This is a genomic window from Streptomyces sp. NPDC055013 (assembly GCF_053608645.1).
Genome location: NZ_JBSGVW010000023.1, coordinates 91,136 through 115,375, shown reverse-complemented (window position 1 = coordinate 115,375; position 24,240 = coordinate 91,136). Strand labels below are relative to the sequence as shown.

Genomic DNA, 24,240 nt, shown 5'->3' with positions numbered 1-24,240 from the left:
CCCCATCAAGGAGGCGCAGCATGCGCTTCAGACACAGAGCCGTGGCAGGGTTCGCGACCCTGCTGCTCCCGCTGGCCGGTCTGGTCGGCCTCGCGAGCCCGGCCGAAGCAGCCACGTCCGCCACCGCCACCTACGCCAAGACCCAGGACTGGGGCTCCGGCTTCGAGGGCAAGTGGACGGTGAAGAACACCGGCACGACCGCCCTCAGCTCCTGGACCGTCGAGTGGGACTTCCCCTCCGGCACGTCCGTCACCTCCGCCTGGGACGCCGACGTCACCTCCTCCGGCACCCACTGGACCGCCAAGAACAAGTCCTGGAACGGTTCCCTCGCCCCCGGCGCCTCCGTCACCTTCGGCTTCAACGGCAGCGGCGCCGGCTCTCCCGCCAACTGCAAGCTCAACGGCGGCAGTTGTGACGGCGGCAGCGTCCCCGGCGACAACCCACCGTCCGCTCCCGGCACGCCCGGTGCCTCCGACATCACCAACACTTCGGTGAAGCTGAGCTGGTCGGCCGCCACCGACGACAAGGGCATCAAGAACTACGACGTCCTGCGCGACGGCACCAAGGTCGCCACGGTGACGGCCACGTCGTACACCGACAGCGGTCTGACCGCCGGCACCGACTACTCCTACACCGTCCAGGCCCGCGACACCGCCGACCAGACCGGTCCGGCCAGCGGCGCCCGCGCGGTGCGCACCACCGGCGGCGGCACCGACCCGAACCCCGGCGCGAAGATCAACCTCGGGTACTTCACCGAGTGGGGCGTCTACGGCCGCAACTACCACGTCAAGAACCTGGTGACCTCGGGCTCCGCCTCGAAGATCACCCACATCAACTACGCCTTCGGCAACGTCAAGAACGGTCAGTGCACCGTCGACGACACCTACGCCGCCTACGACAAGGCCTACACCGCCGACCAGTCCGTCAGTGGCGCCGCGGACACCTGGGACCAGCCGCTGCGCGGCAACTTCAACCAGCTGCGCCAGCTGAAGGCCAAGTACCCGCACATCAAGGTGCTGTACTCGTTCGGCGGCTGGACCTACTCCGGCGGCTTCGGCCAGGCGGCGGCCAACGCGGCGGCGTTCGCCAAGTCCTGCAAGGCCGTCGTGGAGGACCCGCGCTGGGCCGACGTCTTCGACGGCATCGACATCGACTGGGAGTACCCGAACGCCTGCGGCCTGACCTGCGACACCTCAGGACCTGCCGCGTTCAAGAACCTGATGTCCGCCCTGCGCACCGAGTTCGGCTCCAACTACCTGGTCACCGCTGCCATCACCGCCGACGGCTCCAACGGCGGCAAGATCGACGCGGCCGACTACGGCGGTGCCGCCCAGTACCTCGACTGGTACAACGTGATGACGTACGACTACTTCGGCGCCTTCGACGCGGACGGTCCGACCGCCCCGCACTCGCCGCTGACCTCGTACGCCGGCATCCCGCAGGCGGGCTTCAACTCCGCCGACGCGATCGCCAAGCTGAAGTCGAAGGGCGTACCGTCCGCCAAGCTGCTCCTCGGCATCGGCTTCTACGGCCGCGGCTGGACCGGCGTCACCCAGTCCGCCCCCGGCGGCTCGGCGACCGGCGCGGCCCCCGGTACCTACGAGGCGGGCATCGAGGACTACAAGGTCCTCAAGAACTCGTGCCCGTCGACCGGCACCATCGCAGGCACGGCCTACGCGCACTGCGGCAACAACTGGTGGTCCTACGACACCCCGTCGACCATCGCCGGAAAGATGACCTGGGCCAAGAACCAGGGCCTCGGCGGCGCGTTCTTCTGGGAGTTCAGCGGCGACACCAGCAACGGTGAGCTGGTGACCGCCATCAACAGCGGGCTGAAGTAAGCCCATTAAGCAACATTGACGCTCCCCCAGACTTCGTCCGGGGGGACCCCCACCCAGCGAGTGAATGTGGCTACGCCACATTCACTCGCTGTCCGGGCGGGGCTGCTTCCAGCCACGCGAGAAATCCGGTCAGCGCGTCTTCGCTCATGGCGAGTTCGAGGCGGGTGCCCCGATGGAGACAGGTGAGGATCACCGCGTCGGAGAGCAGCGCCAGTTCCTCCTCGCCGTCGGGTACCCGGCGGCCGGCCACCTCGATGGCGGAACGCTCCAGGATGCGGCGCGGGCGGTAGGCGTAGGAGAAGACGCGGTACCACTCGATACGGTCGCCGTTGTAGCGGGCGACGCCGTAGCTCCAGCCCTTGCCGCTGGTATCGGGTTTCTCCGGCACGTCCCAGCGCAGGGAACAGTCGAAAGTGCCGCCCGAGCGCTGGATGAGCCTTCGGCGCAGGCCGAAGACGAACAACCCCAGCACCACGAGGGCGACGACGATTCCGCACACAGTCAGAGCGAGGACCATCGACACCGACCTCCTCGTCTCCTAGGTAACGGAACGGAAAAAACTTCCATATCTGCCTCAGCCGCGACCGGCACCGGATTGCTCCGGTCCCAGCCGCGGCTGAGTGACGTCTTCGCGTGCGCTCCCTCCAGAGCCTAAAGGGCCCGGGAGGTACCTCCAGGGGTCAGCGCGCCGTCGCCGCCCGCAGACGGACCTCCGCGCGGCGCTCGGCGGAGGCATCGTCGTCGGACTGCGCGCGCTCCAGCGCCCGCTCCGCGCGCTGGACATCGATCTCGTCCGACAGCTCGGCGATCTCGGCCAGCAGCGACAGCTTGTCGTCAGCGAAGGAGACGAAACCGCCGTGCACCGCGGCGATGACGGTTCCACCTTCACTCGTACGGATGGTCACCGGGCCCGACTCCAGCACACCGAGCAGCGGCTGGTGACCGGGCATGACGCCGATGTCGCCGGACGTGGTACGCGCGACGACCAGGGTGGCCTGGCCCGACCAGACCTCACGGTCGGCGGCGACCAGCGCGACGTGCAGCTCAGCAGCCAAGGTGGCTCCTCGGGTCACCACCCGGCGGGTTCTGCCGGGTGTTGGTTACAAGTCTAATAGGCATGGAAGAGGGGGCGGGACGTGCCCCGCCCCCTCACCAAGAGCACAAGGCTCACAAGCACCGGTGCGTCAGGAGACGCCCAGCTCCTTCGCGTTCTTCTTCAGGTCCTCGATACCACCGCAGAGGAAGAATGCCTGCTCCGGGAAGTGGTCGAAGTCACCGTCGATGATCGCGTTGAACGCGGTGATCGACTCGTCCAGCGGCACGTCCGAGCCGTCCACGCCGGTGAACTGCTTGGCGACGTGGGTGTTCTGGGACAGGAAGCGCTCGACACGGCGGGCACGCTGGACGACCAGCTTGTCCTCCTCGCCGAGCTCGTCGATGCCGAGGATCGCGATGATGTCCTGGAGGTCCTTGTACTTCTGCAGGATCCCCTTGACGCGCATGGCCGTGTTGTAGTGATCCGCCGCGATGTAGCGCGGGTCCAGAATCCGGGACGTGGAGTCCAGCGGGTCCACGGCCGGGTAGATGCCCTTCTCGGAGATCGGACGGGAGAGAACCGTCGTCGCGTCGAGGTGGGCGAACGTGGTGGCCGGGGCCGGGTCGGTCAGGTCGTCCGCGGGGACGTAGATCGCCTGCATCGAGGTGATCGAGTGACCACGGGTCGAGGTGATGCGCTCCTGGAGGAGACCCATCTCGTCGGCCAGGTTCGGCTGGTAACCCACCGCGGAGGGCATCCGGCCGAGCAGGGTCGAGACCTCGGAACCGGCCTGCGTGAAGCGGAAGATGTTGTCGATGAAGAACAGCACGTCCTGCTTCTGGACGTCACGGAAGTACTCGGCCATGGTGAGGCCGGCCAGCGCGACGCGCAGACGGGTGCCCGGGGGCTCGTCCATCTGACCGAAGACCAGGGCGGTCTTGTCGATGACGCCCGACTCGGCCATCTCCTCGATGAGGTCGTTGCCCTCACGGGTGCGCTCACCGACACCGGCGAACACGGAGACACCGTCGTGGTTGTTGGCGACGCGGTAGATCATCTCCTGGATGAGCACCGTCTTGCCGACACCGGCACCACCGAACAGACCGATCTTTCCACCCTTGACGTACGGGGTGAGAAGGTCGATGACCTTGACGCCGGTCTCGAACATCTCGGTCTTCGACTCGAGCTCGTCGAAGTTCGGCGCCTTGCGGTGGATGCCCCAGCGCTCGCCGTCGTAGCTCTCGTCGACGTTCAGCACCTCACCGAGGGTGTTGAACACCTTGCCCTTGGTGAAGTCGCCGACGGGCACCGTGATGGAGGCACCGGTGTCGGTGACCGGGGCCTGGCGGACCAGACCGTCGGTGGGCTGCATCGAGATCGTGCGGACCAGGCCGTCACCCAGGTGCTGGGCGACCTCCAGGGTCAGCGTCTTCTTCTCGCCGTCCTTGGCCGGGTCGGCGACCTCGACGTGAAGGGCGTTGTAGATCTCCGGCATGGCGTCGACGGGGAATTCCACGTCGACGACCGGGCCGATGACCCGGGCGACGCGGCCCGTGGCAACGGCCGTCTCAACTGTCGTCGTCATTACCTGTCACTCCCCGCGGTCGCGTCGGCCAGGGCTGCGGAGCCACCGACGATCTCGCTGATTTCCTGGGTGATTTCGGCCTGGCGGGCCGCGTTGGCAAGCCGCGAGAGCGTCTCGATGAGCTCTCCCGCGTTGTCGGTGGCCGACTTCATCGCGCGCCGCGTGGCGGCGTGCTTGGAGGCGGCCGACTGGAGCAGCGCGTTGTAGATACGGCTCTCCACATAGCGCGGCAGCAGGGCGTCGAGGACGTCCTCCGCCGAGGGCTCGAAGTCGAACAGCGGACGGATCTCGCCCGAGGGCGCGGACTCCTTGGCCACCTCTTCGAGGCTGAGCGGCAGCAGACGGTCGTCGAGGGCCGTCTGCGTCATCATCGAGACGAACTCGGTGAAGACGATGTGGAGTTCGTCCACGCCGCCCTCGGCCGTGTCCTTCTCGATCGCCTCGATCAGCGGCGCCGCGACCTTCTTGGCGTCCGCGTACGACGGCTCGTCGGTGAAGCCGCTCCACGACTCCGCGATCTTGCGCTCACGGAAGTTGTAGTGGGCGACACCACGGCGGCCGACGATGTAGATCTCGACCTCCTGGCCCTCGCCCTCAAGACGCGCGGTCAGCTGCTCCGCGATCTTGATGGCGTTCGCGTTGAAGGCGCCGGCGAGACCGCGGTCGCTCGTCAGGAGCAGCACCGCGGACCGCGTGACCGTCTCGGCCTGCGTGGTCAGCGGGTGCTTGGTGTTCGAGCCGGTACCGACCGCCGTGACCGCGCGGGTGAGCTCGGTCGCGTACGGCGTGGAGGCCGCCACCTTGCGCTGCGCCTTGACGACGCGCGAGGCGGCGATCATCTCCATCGCCTTGGTGATCTTCTTGGTCGCGGTGACGGATCGGATGCGACGCTTGTAGACCCGGAGCTGGGCTCCCATGAGTCAGGTCCCTTCCTTACGTCACTTGCCGGAGGCCGGGGCGTCCTCGCCGAGAAGCTTGCCGTCCGAGGTCTCGAACTGCTTCTTGAAGTCGGCGATCGCGTCGGCAACAGCGGTGAGGGTGTCGTCCGACATCTTGCCGCCCTCCTTGATGGAGGTCATGAGGCCCTGCTCCTTGCGGTGCAGGTACTCGAGGAGCTCCTTCTCGAAGCGGCGGATGTCGTTGACCGGAACGTCGTCCATCTTGCCGGTGGTGGCACCCCAGACCGAGACGACCTGGTCCTCGGTGGCCATCGGCTGGTACTGCGCCTGCTTGAGCAGCTCGACCAGACGCGAACCACGCTCCAGCTGCGCCTTCGACGCGGCGTCCAGGTCGGAACCGAAGGCGGCGAACGCCTCCAGCTCGCGGTACTGGGCCAGGTCCAGACGGAGACGGCCGGAGACCTGCTTCATCGCCTTGTGCTGCGCGGAACCACCGACTCGGGAGACGGAGATACCCACGTTCAGCGCGGGGCGCTGACCGGCGTTGAACAGGTCCGACTCCAGGAAGCACTGGCCGTCGGTGATGGAGATGACGTTGGTCGGGATGAACGCCGAGACGTCGTTGGCCTTGGTCTCGACGATCGGCAGACCCGTCATCGAACCGGCGCCCATGTCGTCGGAGAGCTTCGCGCAGCGCTCCAGCAGACGGGAGTGCAGGTAGAAGACGTCACCCGGGTAGGCCTCACGGCCCGGCGGGCGGCGCAGCAGCAGGGACACGGCGCGGTAGGCGTCGGCCTGCTTCGAGAGGTCGTCGAAGATGATGAGGACGTGCTTGCCCTCGTACATCCACTGCTGACCGATGGCCGAACCGGTGTACGGGGCCAGGTACTTGAAGCCCGCCGGGTCGGACGCCGGAGCGGCGACGATGGTCGTGTACTCGAGCGCGCCGTTCTCCTCCAGCGCGCGGCGGACCGACGCGATGGTCGAGCCCTTCTGGCCGATGGCGACGTAGATGCAGCGGACCTGCTTGTTCACGTCGCCCGAGCGCCAGTTGTCGCGCTGGTTGATGATCGTGTCGACGGCCAGGGCGGTCTTGCCGGTCTGGCGGTCACCGATGATCAGCTGACGCTGACCACGGCCGATCGGGGTCATCGCGTCGACGGCCTTGTAGCCGGTCTCCATCGGCTCGTGCACCGACTTACGGGCCATGACGCCCGGAGCCTGCAGCTCGAGGGCGCGGCGGCCGGACGTCTCGATCTCGCCGAGGCCGTCGATCGGGTTGCCGAGCGGGTCGACGACGCGGCCGAGGTAGCCCTCGCCGACAGCCACGGAGAGGACCTCACCGGTACGGGAGACCGGCTGACCCTCCTCGATGCCGCTGAACTCACCGAGGATGACGGCGCCGATCTCGCGCTCTTCCAGGTTGAGCGCGAGTCCGAGGGTGCCGTCCTCGAACTTCAGCAGTTCGTTGGCCATGGCCGAGGGCAGGCCCTCGACCTTCGCGATGCCGTCGCCGGCAAGGGTGACCGTACCGACCTCCTCGCGCGAGGCCGCGTCCGGCTTGTACGACTGGACGAAGTTCTCCAGCGCGTCCCGGATCTCCTCCGGCCGGATCGTGAGCTCCGCCATCTGGGTTCCCTGCTCTCCTTGTTGGGCCCGAAGTTTCACTTTGGGGGGATGGGGACTCCCCCCGTAAAAGAGGTGAATCCTCTGCACGGCCCAACATGGGCCGTCGTAAGTACGTACTGCTCTTGCTATGAAGTTGCTGCTAGCTCGCCAGTCGGCGGCCGGCGTCCTCGATGCGGTCCGCGAGGGAGCCGTTGATGACCTCGTCACCGACCTGCACCCGGATTCCGCCGACGACCTCGGGGTCCACGTCGAGGTTGAGGTGCATCTGGCGGCCGTAGAGCTTCGCGAGGGCGGCGCCCAGGCGCTGCTTCTGCGGGTCGCTCAGCGGCACCGCCGAGGTGACGATGGCCACCATGCGGTCCCGGCGCTCGGCGGCGAGCTTGGACAGGGACTCCAGTCCCGACTCCAGGCTACGTCCACGCGGCGCGGTCACAAGACGCGTCACCAGACGCTCGGTGGTCGCCTTGGCCCGGCCGCCGAGCAGGCTGCGCAGCAGCTCGCCCTTGGCCGACGCCGTCGCGGCGCGGTTGGTCAGCGCGGCGCGCAGCTCGGTGTTCGAGGAGACGATCCGGCCGAACCGGAACAGCTCGTCCTCGACGTCGTCGAGCCTGCCCGTGCGCTGCGCGGCGGTGAGGTCGGCGGTGTTCGCCAGCTCCTCCAGCGCGTCCACCAGGTCGCGGGACTGCGACCAGCGGGAACGCACCATGCCGGCCAGCAGGTCAGCGGTCTCGCCGCCGACCTGGCCGCCGAGCAGGCGCTGAGCCAGCTCGGCCTTGGCCTCGCCGGCCTGCGCCGGGTCGGTGAGGACCCGACGCAGCGACACCTCGCGGTCGAGCAGCGCGGTGACGGCGGCCAGCTCGTCGGCGAGCTTGGCCGCGTCGACGGACGTGTTGTCCGTCAGCGCGTCGAGACGCTCACGTGCGGCTGCCAGGGCCTCGCGGCTCGCTCCGTTCATCGCGCGGCCTCGGCCTTCTCCTCGAGGTCCTCGAGGAAGCGGTCGATGACACGGCTCTGCCGGGCGTGGTCCTCGAGGGACTCGCCGACGAGCTTGCCTGCCAGTTCGGTGGCGAGCTTGCCGACGTCCTGGCGCAGCGCGGAGGACGCGGCCTTGCGGTCGGCCTCGATCTGGGCGTGACCGGCGGCGACGATCTCCTCGCGCTGCCGCTGGCCTTCCGCGCGCATCTCGGCGATGAGCGTGGCGCCCTGCTCCTGCGCCTCCTGACGCAGACGCGCGGCCTCGTGCCGGGCCTCGGCGAGCTGGGCCTTGTACTGCTCCAGAACGCTCTGGGCCTCGGTCTGGGCGGCCTCGGCCTTCTCGATACCGCCCTCGATGGCCTCGCGGCGCTCTTCCAGAACCTTGTTGATGTTCGGGAGGAGCTTCTTGGCGAGGAAGCCGAAGACGATGGCGAAGGCGATCAGGCCGATGACGAGCTCGGGGATCGGCGGGACAAGAGGGTTCTCCCCCTCGCTCGCCGCAATGAGCAGCTGGCTCATGTGAGTGCCTTTCGTCTGGTCGGCTGGTTCAGCGGTTTAGTTGTAGCCGTAGACGAACGGCATAACGAGACCGATCAGGGCGAGCGCCTCACAGAAGGCGAAGCCGAGGATCTGGTTGGCACGGATCAGGCCGGCAGCCTCGGGCTGACGGGCGAGGGCCTGGGTGCCGTTACCGAAGATGATGCCGACGCCGACGCCCGGGCCGATGGCAGCAAGGCCATATCCGATGGAGCCGAGCGAGCCGGTGACAGCGGCAAGGGTCTGGGACATGCCAGTTCTTCCTTTTCCTTAACGGACCGGTGGGGGTTGGCCACCGGACGACTTGTAGAGGTCCTGAGGGGAGTGGCTCAGTGGTGCTCGGCGAGAGCGCCCTGGATGTAGGTGCACGTCAGCAGGACGAACACGTACGCCTGCAGAGCCTGGATGAACAGCTCGAAGGCAGTCATCACGATGACCATCACGAACGAGACACCCGCGTAGGCGATACCGAAGCCGTTCAGCATGTACCAGCTGGCGATCGTGAAGAGCAGCAGCAGGGTGTGACCAGCGAACATGTTCGCAAAGAGTCGCACGGCGTGGGTGAACGGCCGGATCAGCAGGTTCGAGAACAGCTCGATCAGCATGGCCAGCGGAAGCACCGCGCCGAGCGACTTGTCGTAGCCGGTGACGTTCTTCCAGAAGCCGACGAAGCCGTGCCGCTTGAACGTCAGGGACACCCACAGGATGTAGACGATCAGGGCCAGGACCAGCGGATACGAGATGATCGAGGTGACCGGGAACTGGGCGATCGGGATGATCGACCAGAGGTTCAGCATCCAGACGAAGAAGAAGAGCGAGACGACGAGTGGTACGTACTTCTCGCCTTCCTTCTTGCCGATGGTCTCGTAGACGACACCGCGCCGGATGAAGTCGTAGCCCGCCTCGGCGACCATCTGGAGCTTGCCCGGGACCACCTGCGGCCTGCGGAACGCGGCCCAGAAGAAGCCCACGATGATGATCGAGCCGAGCAGCGCCAGCAGCATCGTCTTGTTGAAGTACACGCTGCTGTCGCCGTCACCCCACAGGGGCTGGAACATGAACGAGTGCAGGCCCGGGGACACATCGGCGAAGCCACACCCGTCGAAGAGGTGGCAGTTGGTGTCGAAGGCGAGCACCTGCGTCGGGTCAGCACTCACCGCGGGCTCCTTCAGCGTGGCGCATAGGTACGGCAACCTCGTTGTGTCGGCGCGGCGCGCAGCCGCGGTTCGGCACGGGACTGGTGTTACGGATGTGGGGGCGGCTGTGGGGCATCTCGCCTCGCGATTGAGCAGGCGTCAGCTCAGATGCCCGCGCCCGCGATGCCGCAGTTGGCACCGGACGATAGCAGGACTTCTCAAGCGGCTTTATCCCGGCCCTACCCCTCACGACGAGTGCCCCGTCTTTTCGGGCTTGTCACCCTTCGAGGAGACACCCGAATCGGGTTCGACGTAGAGGATCTTGGCCTTCATGTGGGCACGGGTCTGCAACGCGATCCACACGAGGGTGGTGGCGAGCAGCGTGGCCGCGAAGGCCCGGGGATTGAAGAGCGTGGTGTTCTTGAACGCGGCCATGAAGATGAACAGCAGCAGGATCTGCGCCATATACAGCATCAGGCCCATTGCCTGGAACAGATGCGGAAGCGATTTGGCGGTGCGCTGAAGAACGTAGAGACCGAGCCCCATGAACAGGATCACGACAAGTGTCGCGATGACCGCCCCGATCGCCCCCTTGCCACCGGCAACCACCCCACTGACGACGGCGGCGACAGCACCGGCGGCGGCTGTGGGTACGGCGGCCTGGAGCAGGATCCGGGCGTCATTGGACGGCATGGCGGCAACTCCGCTTTCACGGTGGGGGCAGGGTGTCGTCATGGACGAGCGTAGTCCCGGGCTGAGAGAGAACCTCACACCAATGGACCGTCGCACTACGGCCCTTCGGCTCTATCCGGGGGGTTCTCGTGAACCGTATCACAAACTATTTGATGAGGTCTTTACCTGGGAGCGTGCCCAGAGTCACACATGAGAGTGATGGTGCGCGTCTGTGCGGGCCCCTGGTCGACTTGTCTGGTATTGGGGCGCTTCGCTCCCCCATGACTTGGCAATGCTCTAGTCAGATTCTTACCTTGGCCGACTCCTGGAGGTTGGTCCGCGTCGGACGAGAACGCGGCTGGGGCCGTGCGCGGTGCACTCGCGCACGGCCCCAGCCGTTCACTCATCCCCGAGGGGCCAGAGTCAAGCCTTCTTCAGGTGACCCTTGACCTTGCCGTCGATGTCCTTGGCCCAGGAGCGGCCGGCCTGGATACGGAAGCAGGTTCCCTTCTTCACCTTCTTGTCGAGGGTGTAGTAGTCGCCGTACTCCTTCTTGAAGTCCTTCCAGCCGGTAAGGGACTTCCAGTCGCTGCCGCACGTGATGAGGCGCACGCCAACGCCGTTGTTGTACTGCTTCTTCGTCAGCGTGTACTGGATCTTGCCGGTCTTGGTCGCCTTGAACTTCTGATCGGACTCCGTCTTCTCCGTCGGCCTGGTGTGGATGTGGAACTTCCCTGTCGGCAGCGCCTTGGTCGTGGCAGCCGACACCTCCACTGCCCCAACCGCGAGCGTTCCGGCAGTCAGGACGGCCGCGACGGCAGCGCTTACAACTTTGCGCATTATTACTCCCCGTTTCTTCCGATTGGTCATGGCGAGAAGGGCGGCATGGTCATGTGCACGCCATCTCGCCTCGGACGTCGGATTTTGTAACACGCAAAGGCGAATCACCTCAACGCGTTAGCGCCGGGGAAAGCGTTTACAGCTGCATCAATCGGGCCGAAACGCGCGCCACTTCCCCTTTGCAGGAGGAACAGCCCGGCCCGTTCAGCCCTGACCCTCGCCCCGTAAGCGCCGATATGCACACCATTGGGGAGCGATCTTGAGCACCCGCTTCCGGTTTCGAACGTATGTTTTAGCCATCTTCGATGTACCTCCCTGGATCGCCACGGTCCGCAAGCCTCATGCGCAGCAAAAAGCGCGGCTGCCACGGTGTTTGTGGCGGCCGCGCTCCAGGACTGAGCAGGTCACGTACGGGTGGTGTCGACCTTCCGCCGGTCCACAGGGTACGAACGCGCGCCGATCGCGGTCGCCCCGTTGACGCGCGAGGCGCCGGCGGCGACCGGAGTGCGCGGCTCCTGTTCGGACCCGGCCTCCCCCGCTCCGCCGGACTGCGGTGTGGTGGCCGCCGGCTCCGCGACGGTGCCGCCCCGGCGGTAGCGCGGCGGCACGAAGGCCTCGGCCCAGCGCGGAGCGCGCGGTGTGAAGCGAGGGAGCAGCAGCAGGGCCAGGCCGATGGCGCTCAGGAACACCACGCTCAGCACGATCCACATGGACGCCGAGTTCACGGAGTAGGCGAGCGCGCCGAAGGCGATCAGGGCGGACCAGAAGTACATGATCATCACCGCGCGGCTGTGCGAGTGGCCGATCTCCAGCAGGCGGTGGTGCAGGTGGCCCCGGTCCGCGGCGAACGGCGACTGGCCGCGCCAGGTGCGGCGGACGATTGCCAGCACCAGGTCGGCGGCCGGGATCGCGATGATCGTCAGAGGCAGCAGGAGAGGGATGTAGACCGGCACCGTCTGGTGCACGGCCGCCTTCTCGGAGCCGGCGAACAGCTTCAGCGCGTCCGGGTCGACCTGGCCGGTGATGGAGATCGCGCCCGCGGCGAGGACGAGGCCGATGAGCATCGAGCCGGAGTCACCCATGAAGATCCGCGCCGGGTGCATGTTGTGCGGCAGGAAGCCCAGGCACATGCCCATCAGGATCGCCGAAAACAGGGTGGCGGGGGCGGCGGCCTCGATGCCGTACGACACCCAGACGCGGTAGGCGTAGAGGAAGAACGCGGCCGAGGCGATGCAGACCATGCCTGCTGCCAGGCCGTCGAGGCCGTCGACGAAGTTGACCGCGTTGATGGTGATGACGACCAGGGCGACGGTGAGCAGGGTGCCCTGCCACTGGGTCAGCGCGACATTGCCGACGGTCGGGATCGGCAGCCACAGGATCGTCAGACCCTGCATGACCATGACGCCGGCGGCGATCATCTGGCCGCCCAGCTTGATCAGGGCGTCGATCTCGAACTTGTCGTCCAGGACGCCGATCAGCCAGATGAGCGCCGCTCCGGAGAGCAGCGCCCGCGGTTCGTTGGACTTCTCGAAGACCGTACTGAGGTTGGTCAGGTGGTCCGCGACCAGCAGGCCCGCGCACAGGCCGAAGAACATCGCGATACCGCCGAGCCGCGGAGTGGGTTCCCGGTGCACGTCACGTGCCCGGATCTCCGGCATCGCTCCGGCCACGATCGCGAACTTACGCACCGGCCCTGTCAGCAGATACGTCACCGCGGCCGTGATGCAGAGCGTCAGCAGGTATTCACGCACGGGCTTCCCCACAAGTCTCGCTGGCCATCTCAGCCCCACACCCTAGCGACGTACAGATACGCGACGCATATGTGTGGGGACTTCCGGGTAGCGACGATGGTTGCACGTGTGGCTGTGTGCGCAGGTGCGTCTACCCCGTCTCAGCCGGGATACGGCAGAAATCTACCGGCCAGCTCCCGCACTTCTTCACGCGCCTTGTGACTTTCGGTCTCTCCCCGCAGCACACTCGCCAGCAGTGCGGAGAGCCACACCATCTCCGTCTCCCCCATGCCCTGCGTGGTCACGGCCGCCGTGCCGAGGCGCAGGCCGCGGGCGTCGCCGTGCGGCAGGGCGCAGCAGTCGAGCACGATCCCGGCCGCCGCGAGCCGTCCGCGCGCGTCCCGGCCGTCGGCGCCGAGGGGCGCCGGGTCGGCGGTGATGAGGTGCGTGTCGGTGCCGCCCGTGGTGACGACCAGCCCCTCCGCGGTCAGCCCGGCGGCCAGCGTCCTGGCATTGGCGACCACCTGATGGGTGTACACCGCGAACGCCGGGGTTGCCGCCTCGCCGAACGCGACGGCCTTGGCGGCGATGGTGTGCATCTGAGCGCCGCCCTGTGTGAAAGGAAACACAGCGCGGTCGATCCGCTCGGCCGGGTCCGAGCCGCACAGGATCATGCCGCCGCGCGGACCGCGCAGCACCTTGTGGGTGGTGGCGCACACCACATCGGCGTACGGCACCGGGTTCGGCGCCGCTCCCCCCGCGACGAGCCCCATCGGGTGGGCGGCGTCGGCGATGAGATACGCACCCACCTCGTCCGCGATGTCACGGAAGAGGGCGTAGTCGATGTGGCGCGGGTAGGCGATGGACCCGCACACGACGGCCTTGGGCCGGTGGTTGCGGGCCAGCGTGCGCACCTGGTCGTAGTCGATGAGCCCGGTCTCGGCGTCCACCCCGTAGCCGACGAAGTCGAACCAGCGGCCGGAGAAGTTGGCGGGCGAACCGTGCGTGAGGTGTCCGCCGTACGGCAGCCCGAGGGCGAGGACGGTGTCGCCGGGGCGCAGCAGGGCGGCGTACGCGGCGAGGACGGCCGAAGACCCCGAGTGCGACTGGACGTTGGCGTGTTCGGCGCCGAACAGTGCCTTGGCCCGCTCGACGGCGAGGCGCTCGGCGACGTCGACCATCTCGCACCCGCCGTGGTAGCGGGCGCCCGGGTACCCCTCCGCGTACTTGTTGGCGAGCGGCGACCCGAGCGCCGCCAGCACGGCCGGCGAGGTGTAGTTCTCGGCGGCGATGAGCTGAAGCGTCGTCGACTGCCGCTCGAGCTCCCCGAGCAGGATGTCGGCGAGCTGCGGGTCCTGGCGGCGCAGGACATCGGCCTCGAGGGTATGGGTGACCGACATATTGAGCTCCGGGCGTGCGTCGACGGTGACGTACGTCCAATGTAGGCCGCGGACGTCAGCCGCGCCCGGTGTTGTCACGCGCGCGCACGAACCCCCGTCAACGCCGTCACCACCGGATCCAGTGCCTCGTGTATCTCGTCCCCCACCGACCGGAAGAACGTCAGCGGTGCCCCGTACGGGTCGTACACCTCGTCCGCCTCCGCCGTCGGCGCGAGCAGCCACCCGCGTAGCGCGGCGGCCGCACGGACCAGGGCACGGGCGCGGAAGACCACGCCGTCCTCCAGCGGAGGGAGCGTCGCCGGGTCTATGGCCTTCACCAGGCGGGTGAACTCCTTGAGGGTGAAGGTGCGCAGGCCCGCCGAATGGCCCATGGAGATGACCTGGGCACGGTGGTCTCGGGTGGCCGTCAGGACCAGGTCGGCCCGGATGACGTGTTCGTCGAGGAGCTCACGGCCGACGAAGCCGGAGGCGTCCGCGCCGAAGTCGGCGAGGACGGTCTCCGCGTTGGATTCCATGGGCGCGCCCTCGTGGCCCCAGGTGCCCGCGCTCTCCACGATCAGCCCGCCGCCGAGCACACCGAGCCGCTGCGCCACGAAATGACGGGTCAGCCGCTCGGTGATCGGCGAGCGGCACACATTTCCGGTGCTGACGTGGAGGATGCGGAAGCTGTCACGCGGGAGGCCGACGAACGTCGTCGTGATCTCCGCCGCGCTTTCCCCGTTGCCTATGCCACGCCCCGCTTCAGGGGCTGTCAATTGGCCACCTCGAGGTCGGGTACGACCTTCCGCAGCTCTTCCGCGGAGATCGCGCCCGCACGCAGGAGGAGGGGCACCTCGCGCGTCACGTCGACGATCGACGACGGGACGTTGCCGGGGGTCGGACCGCCGTCCAGGTACACGGACACCGAGTCGCCGAGCATCTCCTGTGCCGCGTCGCAGTCCTCGGGGGCGGGGTGACCCGTCAGGTTCGCCGAGGACACCGCCATCGGGCCGACCTCCGTCAGCAGCTCGATGGCGATCGGGTGGAGTGGCATGCGCACGGCAACCGTGCCCCGGGTGTCACCCAGGTCCCACTGCAGCGACGGCTGGTGCTTGGCGACGAGTGTCAGCGCGCCCGGCCAGAAGGCGTCGACCAGCTCCCACGCCAGCTCGGAGAAGTCCGTGACGAGACCATGGAGCGTGTTCGGGGAGCCGATCAGGACAGGGGTGGGCATGGTGCGGCCCCGGCCCTTGGCCTCCAGCAGATCGCCGACGGCCTCCTTGGCGAAGGCGTCCGCGCCGATGCCGTACACCGTGTCGGTCGGGAGGACCACGAGCTCGCCACGGCGGACGGCGGACGCGGCTTCACGCAGACCGGTCGTGCGGTCGGTCGCGTCGTTGGTGTCGTATCGCCGTGCCATATCTAGCGGGCCTCCTCGTACACGAAGTACACGTAACGCGGGGAAAGAGTCTCGGGGGCGGTCACGGCAGTGCCTTGCGGGCGGTCGCGAACCTCGGGCGGTTGTTGAGGTCGGGGTGGTCGGCCGCGTCGGCCCAGCCCCGCTCCTCGGTGAAGATCCACGGCACCTGGCCGCCCTGGGTGTCGGCGTGCTCGATGACGACGACGCCGCCGGGACGCAGGAGACGGTGTGCGGTGCGTTCCAGGCCGCGGATGAGCTCCAGGCCGTCCTCGCCCGAGAACAGGGCGAGTTCGGGATCGTAGTCCCGCGCCTCGGGAGCGACGTACTCCCATTCGGTCAGCGGGATGTAGGGCGGGTTGGAGATGACCAGGTCGACCTGGCCGTCGAGGTCGGGGAAGGCGTCCAGGGCGTTGCCCTGGCGCAGGTCGACCCTGGACCCCTCGACGTTCTTGCGCGTCCAGCGCAGGGCGTCCTCGGACAGCTCCACGGCGTGCACGCGCGAGCGCGGGACCTCCTGGGCGAGGGCGAGCGCGATGGCCCCGGAGCCGGCGCACAGGTCGACGATGCAGGGCTCGACGACGTCCATCGCGCGCACTGCGTCTATGGCCCACCCGACCACCGACTCGGTCTCGGGGCGGGGCACGAACACCCCGGGCCCGACTTGGAGTTCGAGGTAGCGGAAGTAGGCCCGCCCGGTGATGTGCTGCAGCGGCTCGCGCTGCTCACGGCGGGCGATGACCTCCCAGTAGCGGGCGTCGAAGTCCGAGTCCTTCACGGAGTGCAGCTCGCCCCGCTTCACGCCGTGCACGAACGCGGCGAGCTCCTCCGCGTCGGTGCGCGGCGAGGGCACGCCGGCGTCGGCCAGCCGCTGGGTGGCCTGTGCCACCTCCGCGAGCAGCACGCTGCGGGGGCTTGAGGGTCGCCCCCCAATGAATTGCTGCACGCAAGTCCTCCGTGTCGTACTCGTACGTGCGTACGTACGTCGTTACGCAGCCGCCAGCTTCGCTGCCGAGTCCGCGTCGACGCAGGCCTGGATCACCGCGTCGAGTTCGCCGTCCAGGACCTGGTCCAGGTTGTACGCCTTGAAGCCGACGCGGTGGTCCGAGATGCGATTCTCCGGGAAGTTGTAGGTGCGGATCTTCTCGGAGCGGTCGACGGTGCGGACCTGGCTGCGGCGGGCGTCGGCTGCTTCCTTCTCCGCTTCCTCCTGCGCCGCTGCGAGCAGCCTGGAGCGCAGGATACGCAGTGCCTGCTCCTTGTTCTGCAGCTGGCTCTTCTCGTTCTGGCAGGAGGCGACGACTCCGGTGGGAATGTGCGTGATGCGCACGGCGGAGTCGGTGGTGTTGACGGACTGGCCACCGGGTCCGGAGGACCGGTAGACGTCGATGCGGAGGTCGTTGGGGTTGATCTCGACGTCGACTTCCTCGGCCTCGGGCGTCACGAGCACACCGGCCGCCGACGTGTGGATACGGCCCTGCGACTCGGTCGCAGGCACACGCTGCACGCGGTGCACGCCGCCCTCGTACTTCATCCGGGCCCAGACGCCCTGCCCGGGCTCGGTGGCGCCGTTGCCGCCCTTGGTCTTCACGGCGACCTGGACGTCCTTGTAGCCGCCCAGCTCGGACTCGGTCGAGTCGATGATCTCGGTCTTCCAGCCGACGCGCTCGGCGTACCGGAGGTACATGCGCAGCAGGTCGCCCGCGAACAGTGCGGACTCGTCCCCGCCGGCCCCGGCCTTGATCTCCAGAATGACGTCCTTGTCGTCACTCGGGTCACGCGGGACGAGCAGCAGGCGCAGCTTCTCGGTCAGTTCCTCGCGCTGCTTGTCGAGCTCCTTGACCTCGGCCGCGAAGTCCGGGTCGTCGGCGGCGAATTCCTTCGCCGTCTCGATGTCGTCGCCGGTCTGCTTCCAGGAGCGGTACGTGGCGACGATCGGGGTGAGCTCGGCGTAGCGCTTGTTCAGCTTGCGCGCGTTCGCCTGGTCCGCGTGGACCGACGGGTCGGCGAGCTTCGTCTCCAGGTCGGCGTGCTCTGCGACGAGCTCCTCGACGGCCTCGAACATCTTTGGCTCCTGTGTAGGTACGTCTGTGAAGGGCGGGCGACCAAAAACGCCGGTCCCGGCGCGCCTGAGTAGGGCGCGACCGTGGACCGGCGAATTGGAGCTCGCTACTTCTTGGAGCCGGCAGAAGCCTTGCCGAAGCGGGCCTCGAAGCGGGCCACACGGCCACCGGTGTCGAGGATCTTCTGCTTACCCGTGTAGAACGGGTGGCACTCGGAGCAGACCTCGGCACGGATGGTGCCGCTGGAGATCGTGCTGCGGGTGGTGAACGACGCGCCACAGGTGCAGCTGACCTGCGTCTCGACGTACTCGGGGTGGATGTCGCGCTTCAAGGGTGTCTCCTAGTTTCGGGAGGGCGCCGGGTCGCTGCCGCGGGATACGAGAGCGTGAACCGGAGCCGACGTACCAGTCTGCCAGGACTGGGGCCATCCCCCAAAACCGGGGGGCGGTGCGATCTATTCCCGGGGGCCGGGAGCGAGGGGTGCGGGGATGAGTTACGAGTTGCGGGCGGTGATCGCCGGTGAGGCGCTGCTGTGCACGGTCACGAGGGATGTGCCCGCCGCCCGGGCGTCTCTTGAGCAGGGCCTGGCGCTGATGCCGATAACGGGCGACCTCTTCGACTCCGCCACTAACGGCGACGCCACCCGGGCCCTGGGGTTCCGGGGACTACCCGGGGGGTTCGAGGGCCGCCTCGCCGCTTGGTCGGCCGACGGGCCGGTCGCCTTCGTGGAGGCCGAGTACTTCGGTGGCGTGGGTGAGCAGCGCGCGGCCGTGTGGGACGACGGTGCCCTGGTGCTGGGGCCGCTGGGCATCGGGGAGGACCAGGGCTTCCCGGTGGCCGGCAGCCCGATCTCACAGGCTCTTCGCCGGCTGGGTGCGGTGGCACGGGCCGGCGGCGACGAGTTCTCGGCCGTGGGGCTGGGCCGGCATCGTCACAGCGCCCGCTGGGTGGGCTGACCCCGCCGCGAACCCGCGCCCCTCAGGGCGTCACCACACTGTTGGCGTCGCCCTTCGCCGTGCCCTTTGTGGCCGACTTCGGGATCGGCTTGTCGTTCTTCAGGGCCGTCCACACCTGCTGGGCCTGCGACTCGGCCACGATCACGCGGTTCGGGTCCGCGGGGTCGTACCGGACCGGCATCGTGACCATGGTCATGTTCTTGGAGTCGATGCTCTTGAGGCCGCCTGCGAACGACATCAGGGAGTTGACCGAGCCCAGGTCGGAGTCGGTGGTCACCGTCTTGGTGGCGGTGTTGGCCAGGTCGTAGAGCTTCTTCGGGTTGCCGAAGAGGTTGATGTCCTTGACCTGGTTGATCAGTGCCTTGATGAAGGCCTGCTGGAGCTGGATGCGGCCGAGGTCGGAGCCGTCGCCGACGCCGTGCCGGGTACGGACCAGACCGAGGGCCTGCTTGCCGGTGAGCTGGTGGGTGCCGGCCTCGAGGTTGAGATGGCTGTCGGGGTCGTTGATGGCCTTGGTGGTGGTGACCTCGACGCCGCCGAGCTTGTCGACCAGCTTCTGGAAGCCGGAGAAGTCGACCTCCAGGTAGTGGTCCATGCGGATACCGGAGACGGACTCCACCGTCTTCACCGCACAGGCCGCACCGCCCGTCGTGTACGCGGAGTTGAACATCACGTCGGAGTCGGCCGGGTATCTCTTGCCGTTGGTGTCGGTGCAGTCGGGCCGGTCGATGAGCGTGTCGCGCGGGATGGAGACGACGCTCGCCTTCTTGTGGCCCTCGTAGACGTGCAGGATCATCGCCGTGTCCGAGCGGGCACTGCCGTCGTCGGCGCCGCCGCCGAGCTTCTTGTTGCTGCCGGAGCGGGTGTCCGAGCCGAGGATGAGGATGTTCTCCGAGCCGTTGTCGACCTTCTCGGGCCGGTCGGTGCCCAGGACCTGGTCGATGTCGACGCTCTTGAGGTTGCCGTTGAGCTTGAAGTACAGGTAACCCGCACCGGTGCCGCCCAGGACCACGATCCCGGCGGCCGTCCAGGCCATGATCAGCAGGCCCTTGCGCTTGTCGCGCGGCTTGCGTCGGCGGCCCTTGGCGCGGCCACGCGGACCCTTGGTGCCGTTCTCGCCCGGTATGGCAGGCTCCGGCGTGCTCTCGGCAGACACTGTGCTCCTCGGTTCTCGTCCGGTCGGTTACCCCCTGCTTTCAGGGTCAGGCGTGGCCATTTGGCCCGTACCACACCATCGTCACCCCGTCCGGTCAGACGGGGAAACTCGGAGAAGGGTTGCACAACGGACCGTGCCCACCGCTCGCAGGCGATGGGCACGGTCCGTAGTCGGAGAGGCCGGGCAAACCGGCCTCACCTGCGATTTCAGCCGAAGATGTCGTACTGCTTGTAATCGGTTCCTACGGATCTTGCTGTGGTAAAGATCTCGCTGGTGGCCTTGCCGGAACCCGGGTACAGATAGAGCGTTCCGGAGGAGTTGCGGGCCAGGAAGTCCGCCTTGCCGTCGCCGGTCACATCACCGACGGCGTCGAAGGCCGTGTAGCTCTCCCAGGTACGCACCTTGACGCGGCCGGCGAAGGCGCCGGTGCCGGCCTTGCCGGTGCCCTTGAACAGGTAGACATGGCCGCCGGTCTTGCTGCGCGCGATCAGGTCGGTCCTGCCGTCGCCGGTGAAGTCGCCGTGGCCGCGCAGGGAGTTGTACTGGTTCCAGCCGGAGCCGACCTGCACTCGGGCACCGAAGGTGCCGTTGCCCTTGCCCGGGTAGATCCACAGATAGCCGCCGGAGTCGACCGACAGCAGGTCGGGCAGGTAGTCGCCGGTGACATCGCCCGGGGTGACGATGCGGGTGCGGGTCTTCCAGTTGTCGGCGAGCTGCTTGGTGGCCCAACTGCCGCTGGAGGGCACGAAGTGCGACCAGAACAGGTCGCCGTCGGAGCTGCGCCGGTAGACCAGGTCCTGGTAGCCGTCCCGGTCGAGGTCGGTCTGCAGCACGACGTTGACGCCGTCCCAGTTGCCCCAGGACTCGCGCGCCCCGAACGAGGTGCCGGTCGAGTCCTTCGAGTAGCCCGTCCTGCTGGAGGCGTTGCGCAGCCACAGGTCGGCCCGGTGGTCCCCGCTGAGGTTGGTGTCGTCGACGCGCGGGTGGGCGGCGCCGACATAGCTCGTCACCTTGGCGAACACGCTGTACGCGCCCTTGGCGACGCAGTCCCGCACGCCCCAGGAGACGACGCCGACGATCCGGCCGTTCACGACGAGCGGCCCGCCGGAGTCCCCGTTGCAGGCGGAGGTGGTGCCGCTGTCGGCGCCGCTCGCCGGCTTGCCCGCACAGACCATGTGGCCCTTGACGAACCCGCCGCCGTAATAGCCGGCGCAGGTGGTGTCGGACTGGATGGGCAGCGTGGCCGTCTTCAGCGTCTGGGAGATGTCCGAACTGGTGGAGCTGGTACGGCCCCAGCCGTAGACCTTGGCGCTGGTCCCGGCGGCGTACGAGGCGGTGTCACCGGCGGTCGTCATGCGGATCGGCGTCGCCTTGACCGCGTTCGCCAGCGTGATGACGGCCATGTCGTTGTCGATCGTCGTCGAGTTGTACGACGGGTGGTACCACTGCCGGTGCGGCAGTGTGACGGTGCCGCCGTGCAGGTCGCTGTTGCCGGCATCGTCGGTGGTCGGCAGCTGGGCGGTGCCGGTGATGACGGCGCCGAAGTTGTGCCAGTCGTAGCCCTTGACGCAGTGCGCGGCGGTGAGGATCTTCGTCGGCGCGACGACGGCGCCGCCGCAGAAGAACCCGAGGTCGTCGGCCTCGTCGGCGGTGCCCTGGTCGTCGTGGTACCAGAGCTGCGCCATCCAGGGCGCCGAGGTGATGCCGGTCGTGGTGCCGCCGATGACCATGGGACTCACGGTGGAGTCATCGGAAGAGCTGCTGCTCGCGCCGAACGACGACTTCCCGGTCGTCTCCCCCGCGGTGTCGTCGCCGACTACGGCGCCCGCGACCCGCCGCTCCAGCTCGGCGAGCGAGGCGGAGCTGGTGGCGGGCTTCACGGTGGGCCTGGGCAGCGCGGTCGCGGCCCCGGCGGACGAGGTCAGCAGCGCGGCGGCGACGGCCGCGGCGAGGCCGGCGGCGGCGACGGGCAGCCCGAAACGTATCCGGCGTCTGTGACGACCACTGCCGGACATGGTGGTGCTCAAGTAGGTCCCCCCAGAGACACAAGAGTAGGAAGGGGCGTACTGATACGCCCGTCCCTATCAGCGCCAAAAGGCCGCTTCCCGTCACTGATTGACGGGAAGCGGCCTTGTGGGATCGCTGTGCTCAGTCTCCGTTGCCGGGGGCCGGCGTCGTCTTCTGAATCTGCATCAGGAACTCGGCGTTCGACTTCGTCTGCTTCATCTTGTCGAGGAGCAGCTCGACCGCCTGCTGCTGGTCGAGGGCGTGCAGCACCCGGCGCAGCTTCCAGACGATGGCAAGCTCGTCGGGAGCCAGCAGGATCTCTTCCTTACGGGTACCGGACGCGTCGACGTCCACCGCCGGGAAGATGCGCTTGTCGGCGAGCTTCCGGTCGAGCTTGAGCTCGGCGTTGCCGGTGCCCTTGAACTCCTCGAAGATCACCTCGTCCATGCGGGACCCGGTGTCCACCAGCGCGGTGGCGAGGATGGTCAGCGAGCCGCCGTCCTCGATGTTGCGCGCGGCACCGAAGAAGCGCTTCGGCGGGTACAGCGCGGTCGAGTCGACACCACCGGACAGGATGCGGCCGGAGGCCGGGGCGGCGAGGTTGTACGCACGGCCCAGACGCGTGATGGAGTCGAGCAGCACGACGACGTCGTGACCCAGCTCCACCAGTCGCTTCGCACGCTCGATGGCGAGCTCGGCGACCGTGGTGTGGTCCTCGGCCGGACGGTCGAAGGTCGAGGAGATGACCTCGCCCTTCACCGACCGCTGCATGTCGGTGACCTCTTCCGGACGCTCGTCGACGAGGACGACCATCAGGTGGCACTCGGGGTTGTTGTGCGTGATCGCGTTGGCGATCGCCTGCATGATCATGGTCTTACCGGTCTTCGGCGGGGCCACGATCAGACCGCGCTGGCCCTTACCGATCGGCGACACGAGGTCGATGATGCGGGTGGTCAGCACGCCCGGGTCGGTCTCCAGACGGAGCCGGTCCTGCGGGTACAGCGGGGTGAGCTTGTTGAACTCCGGGCGGCCGCGGCCGTGTTCGGGCGCCATGCCGTTGACGGAGTCGAGGCGGACCAGCGCGTTGAACTTCTCGCGCCGCTCGCCTTCCTTGGGCTGACGGACCGCACCGGTGATGTGGTCGCCCTTGCGCAGGCCGTTCTTGCGGACCTGGGCGAGGGAGACGTACACGTCGTTGGGGCCCGGCAGGTAGCCCGACGTACGGATGAAGGCGTAGTTGTCGAGGATGTCCAGGATGCCCGCGACCGGGATCAGGACGTCGTCCTCGTTGATCTGCGGCTCCGAGGCCATCTCGTCACGGCCGCGACGGCCACGACGGTCGCGGTAACGCCCGCGACGGCCACGGCGGCCACCCTCGAAGTCGTCATCGTCCTGCTGCTGCTGACCACGGTCCTGACGACCGCCGCCCTGCTGCTGGTTCTGCTGCTGGCCACGGTCCTGACGGCCACCGCCCTGCTGGTCGTCGCCCTTGCGGCGGTCACCGCGGTCACCGCGGTCGCCACGGTCACGGTCGCGGCCGCGCTCACGGCGGTCACGACGACGGCCCTCGCCGCCGTCACCGGCGTCGCCCTTGGCGTCGCCCTGCGACTGCGCGGGCGTCTCCGCCTTCGACTCGCTCTTCGCCTCGGCGGCGACCGTCTCGGGGGATCCGGCATCGGCGGTGGCACGGCGACGGCGGCGCTCGGCCGGGGCGTCGTCGCTGGCCGGCTGGCCGGGAATCTCGATCTGCTGCTGGGCCACGGCCTTCTCGGCGGGGGCCTCAGCCGCCTTCTCCGCCTTCTTCTCGGCGTCGTCGCCGGTACGGGCCTTGGAGGTGGCGCGGCGCTTGGGCTTGGTCTCGGTGGCGGCCTCCGCCTTCGGAGCCGCGGCACCTCCCCCGGCCTGCGCCTCCTTGATGACCTCGATCAGCTGGCTCTTGCGCATGCGCGCCGTGCCCCTGATGCCGAGGCCGGATGCGACCTGCTGAAGCTCGGCCAGCACCATGCCCTCGAGGCCGGTACCGCGGCGCCGCCGGGAGCCGGCACCGCTGGCAGGCGCGGAGGCGTCCGTGGCGGGCGCGGCAGCGGTCTCCTCGACACGTGCGCCCATCAGATCGGTGGTGTCGCTCACGAAGGGTCCTTCCCTGGAGCGGACGTCGGCCTGTCTGGCTCGGCGACCGGTTGTGCTGTCCGGCTTCGGTCCCTGGTGTGTGGACCGTGCCGGGGCGGTGGTCCGCCAAAGCGGCGGAAGAAATATCTGGTGATGACGGTTCCCAGAGCCGTGGCACGGAGTGTCTGTGTCACTCGGCTCGGTATCGCCGGTTCCGGAGCGTGCCCGGCAAGTCGCTCAGCGCCCGCGTACGAGGTACTGCCCGCGTACGTC

At 68.1% G+C, this 24,240-nt stretch carries 23 protein-coding genes; 2 read left to right on the top strand and 21 right to left on the bottom strand.

The window, feature by feature from the left end; genetic code table 11:
* Positions 1 to 20 precede the first annotated feature (20 nt).
* The gene (locus ACWGDB_RS26135; RefSeq protein WP_453824634.1) at positions 21 to 1,841 is read left to right on the top strand and encodes a glycosyl hydrolase family 18 protein; all 1,821 of its coding nucleotides are present in this window, start codon (positions 21 to 23) and stop codon (positions 1,839 to 1,841) included.
* A 70-nt stretch (positions 1,842 to 1,911) separates the two neighbouring features.
* Here ACWGDB_RS26135 and ACWGDB_RS26130 read toward each other — a convergent pair whose 3' ends face one another.
* The 18 genes from ACWGDB_RS26130 to rpmE all read right to left on the bottom strand — a co-directional run bounded on the left by ACWGDB_RS26130 (position 1,912) and on the right by rpmE (position 18,070).
* Positions 1,912 to 2,358, bottom strand: a complete 447-nt coding sequence (locus ACWGDB_RS26130; protein ID WP_062709764.1) for a DUF2550 domain-containing protein — start codon at positions 2,356 to 2,358, stop codon at positions 1,912 to 1,914.
* A 163-nt stretch (positions 2,359 to 2,521) separates the two neighbouring features.
* A complete protein-coding gene (locus ACWGDB_RS26125; RefSeq protein ID WP_328423388.1) occupies positions 2,522 to 2,896 on the bottom strand; it encodes a F0F1 ATP synthase subunit epsilon in 375 nt (124 codons plus the stop codon).
* Between the two features lie 129 nt (positions 2,897 to 3,025).
* Positions 3,026 to 4,462 (bottom strand): F0F1 ATP synthase subunit beta, encoded by a 1,437-nt coding sequence (atpD, locus tag ACWGDB_RS26120; protein ID WP_389449939.1) that lies wholly within the window; start codon positions 4,460 to 4,462, stop codon positions 3,026 to 3,028.
* Entirely contained in the window at positions 4,462 to 5,379 is a 918-nt protein-coding gene (locus ACWGDB_RS26115; protein ID WP_453824633.1) for a F0F1 ATP synthase subunit gamma, read from the bottom strand. Before ACWGDB_RS26115 ends, atpD begins: the two co-directional genes overlap by 1 nt.
* 21 nt (positions 5,380 to 5,400) lie before the next feature.
* Positions 5,401 to 6,990 (bottom strand): F0F1 ATP synthase subunit alpha, encoded by a 1,590-nt coding sequence (gene atpA / locus ACWGDB_RS26110; RefSeq protein WP_453824632.1) that lies wholly within the window; start codon positions 6,988 to 6,990, stop codon positions 5,401 to 5,403.
* Positions 6,991 to 7,129: 139 nt separating this feature from the next.
* Positions 7,130 to 7,945 carry a F0F1 ATP synthase subunit delta gene (locus tag ACWGDB_RS26105; RefSeq protein ID WP_453824631.1) on the bottom strand — a complete coding sequence of 272 codons (816 nt, stop codon included), beginning with the start codon at positions 7,943 to 7,945 and terminating at the stop codon, positions 7,130 to 7,132.
* Entirely contained in the window at positions 7,942 to 8,484 is a 543-nt protein-coding gene (locus ACWGDB_RS26100; protein WP_453824630.1) for a F0F1 ATP synthase subunit B, read from the bottom strand. Before ACWGDB_RS26100 ends, ACWGDB_RS26105 begins: the two co-directional genes overlap by 4 nt.
* 36 nt (positions 8,485 to 8,520) lie before the next feature.
* Positions 8,521 to 8,754, bottom strand: coding sequence for an ATP synthase F0 subunit C (atpE, locus tag ACWGDB_RS26095; protein WP_033275524.1), 234 nt, complete (start codon positions 8,752 to 8,754; stop codon positions 8,521 to 8,523).
* Positions 8,755 to 8,831: 77 nt separating this feature from the next.
* A complete protein-coding gene (gene atpB / locus ACWGDB_RS26090) occupies positions 8,832 to 9,659 on the bottom strand; it encodes a F0F1 ATP synthase subunit A (RefSeq protein ID WP_453824629.1) in 828 nt (275 codons plus the stop codon).
* 225 nt (positions 9,660 to 9,884) lie between these two features.
* The gene (locus ACWGDB_RS26085; protein ID WP_453824628.1) at positions 9,885 to 10,331 is read right to left on the bottom strand and encodes a hypothetical protein; all 447 of its coding nucleotides are present in this window, start codon (positions 10,329 to 10,331) and stop codon (positions 9,885 to 9,887) included.
* Positions 10,332 to 10,733: 402 nt separating this feature from the next.
* Entirely contained in the window at positions 10,734 to 11,150 is a 417-nt protein-coding gene (locus tag ACWGDB_RS26080; RefSeq protein ID WP_453824627.1) for a hypothetical protein, read from the bottom strand.
* Between the two features lie 404 nt (positions 11,151 to 11,554).
* Complete coding sequence (locus ACWGDB_RS26075) at positions 11,555 to 12,901, bottom strand: MraY family glycosyltransferase (protein ID WP_453824626.1); 1,347 nt, start codon at positions 12,899 to 12,901, stop codon at positions 11,555 to 11,557.
* 140 nt (positions 12,902 to 13,041) lie between these two features.
* Positions 13,042 to 14,280 (bottom strand): serine hydroxymethyltransferase, encoded by a 1,239-nt coding sequence (locus tag ACWGDB_RS26070; protein ID WP_453824625.1) that lies wholly within the window; start codon positions 14,278 to 14,280, stop codon positions 13,042 to 13,044.
* Between the two features lie 74 nt (positions 14,281 to 14,354).
* Positions 14,355 to 15,035 carry an arsenate reductase/protein-tyrosine-phosphatase family protein gene (locus ACWGDB_RS26065; protein ID WP_453824624.1) on the bottom strand — a complete coding sequence of 227 codons (681 nt, stop codon included), beginning with the start codon at positions 15,033 to 15,035 and terminating at the stop codon, positions 14,355 to 14,357.
* On the bottom strand, positions 15,032 to 15,679 hold the full coding sequence (locus ACWGDB_RS26060) for an L-threonylcarbamoyladenylate synthase (protein ID WP_453824623.1): 648 nt from the start codon (positions 15,677 to 15,679) through the stop codon (positions 15,032 to 15,034). Before ACWGDB_RS26060 ends, ACWGDB_RS26065 begins: the two co-directional genes overlap by 4 nt.
* A gap of 61 nt (positions 15,680 to 15,740) precedes the next feature.
* Positions 15,741 to 16,580 (bottom strand): peptide chain release factor N(5)-glutamine methyltransferase, encoded by an 840-nt coding sequence (gene prmC, locus ACWGDB_RS26055; RefSeq protein ID WP_453824622.1) that lies wholly within the window; start codon positions 16,578 to 16,580, stop codon positions 15,741 to 15,743.
* Positions 16,581 to 16,664: 84 nt separating this feature from the next.
* Complete coding sequence (prfA, locus tag ACWGDB_RS26050) at positions 16,665 to 17,741, bottom strand: peptide chain release factor 1 (protein ID WP_453824621.1); 1,077 nt, start codon at positions 17,739 to 17,741, stop codon at positions 16,665 to 16,667.
* A 104-nt stretch (positions 17,742 to 17,845) separates the two neighbouring features.
* Complete coding sequence (rpmE, locus tag ACWGDB_RS26045) at positions 17,846 to 18,070, bottom strand: 50S ribosomal protein L31 (RefSeq protein ID WP_093906598.1); 225 nt, start codon at positions 18,068 to 18,070, stop codon at positions 17,846 to 17,848.
* A gap of 157 nt (positions 18,071 to 18,227) precedes the next feature.
* On the opposite strand from rpmE, the gene ACWGDB_RS26040 reads away from it, so the two are divergent.
* Complete coding sequence (locus ACWGDB_RS26040; protein ID WP_453824620.1) at positions 18,228 to 18,695, top strand: hypothetical protein; 468 nt, start codon at positions 18,228 to 18,230, stop codon at positions 18,693 to 18,695.
* 22 nt (positions 18,696 to 18,717) lie between these two features.
* Here ACWGDB_RS26040 and ACWGDB_RS26035 read toward each other — a convergent pair whose 3' ends face one another.
* The 3 genes from ACWGDB_RS26035 to rho all read right to left on the bottom strand — a co-directional run bounded on the left by ACWGDB_RS26035 (position 18,718) and on the right by rho (position 23,988).
* Positions 18,718 to 19,851, bottom strand: a complete 1,134-nt coding sequence (locus ACWGDB_RS26035) for an LCP family protein (protein ID WP_453824619.1) — start codon at positions 19,849 to 19,851, stop codon at positions 18,718 to 18,720.
* Positions 19,852 to 20,057: 206 nt separating this feature from the next.
* Positions 20,058 to 21,866, bottom strand: a complete 1,809-nt coding sequence (locus tag ACWGDB_RS26030) for a trypsin-like serine protease (RefSeq protein WP_453824662.1) — start codon at positions 21,864 to 21,866, stop codon at positions 20,058 to 20,060.
* A 133-nt stretch (positions 21,867 to 21,999) separates the two neighbouring features.
* The gene (rho, locus tag ACWGDB_RS26025; protein WP_453824618.1) at positions 22,000 to 23,988 is read right to left on the bottom strand and encodes a transcription termination factor Rho; all 1,989 of its coding nucleotides are present in this window, start codon (positions 23,986 to 23,988) and stop codon (positions 22,000 to 22,002) included.
* Between the last annotated feature and the right edge of the window lie 252 nt (positions 23,989 to 24,240).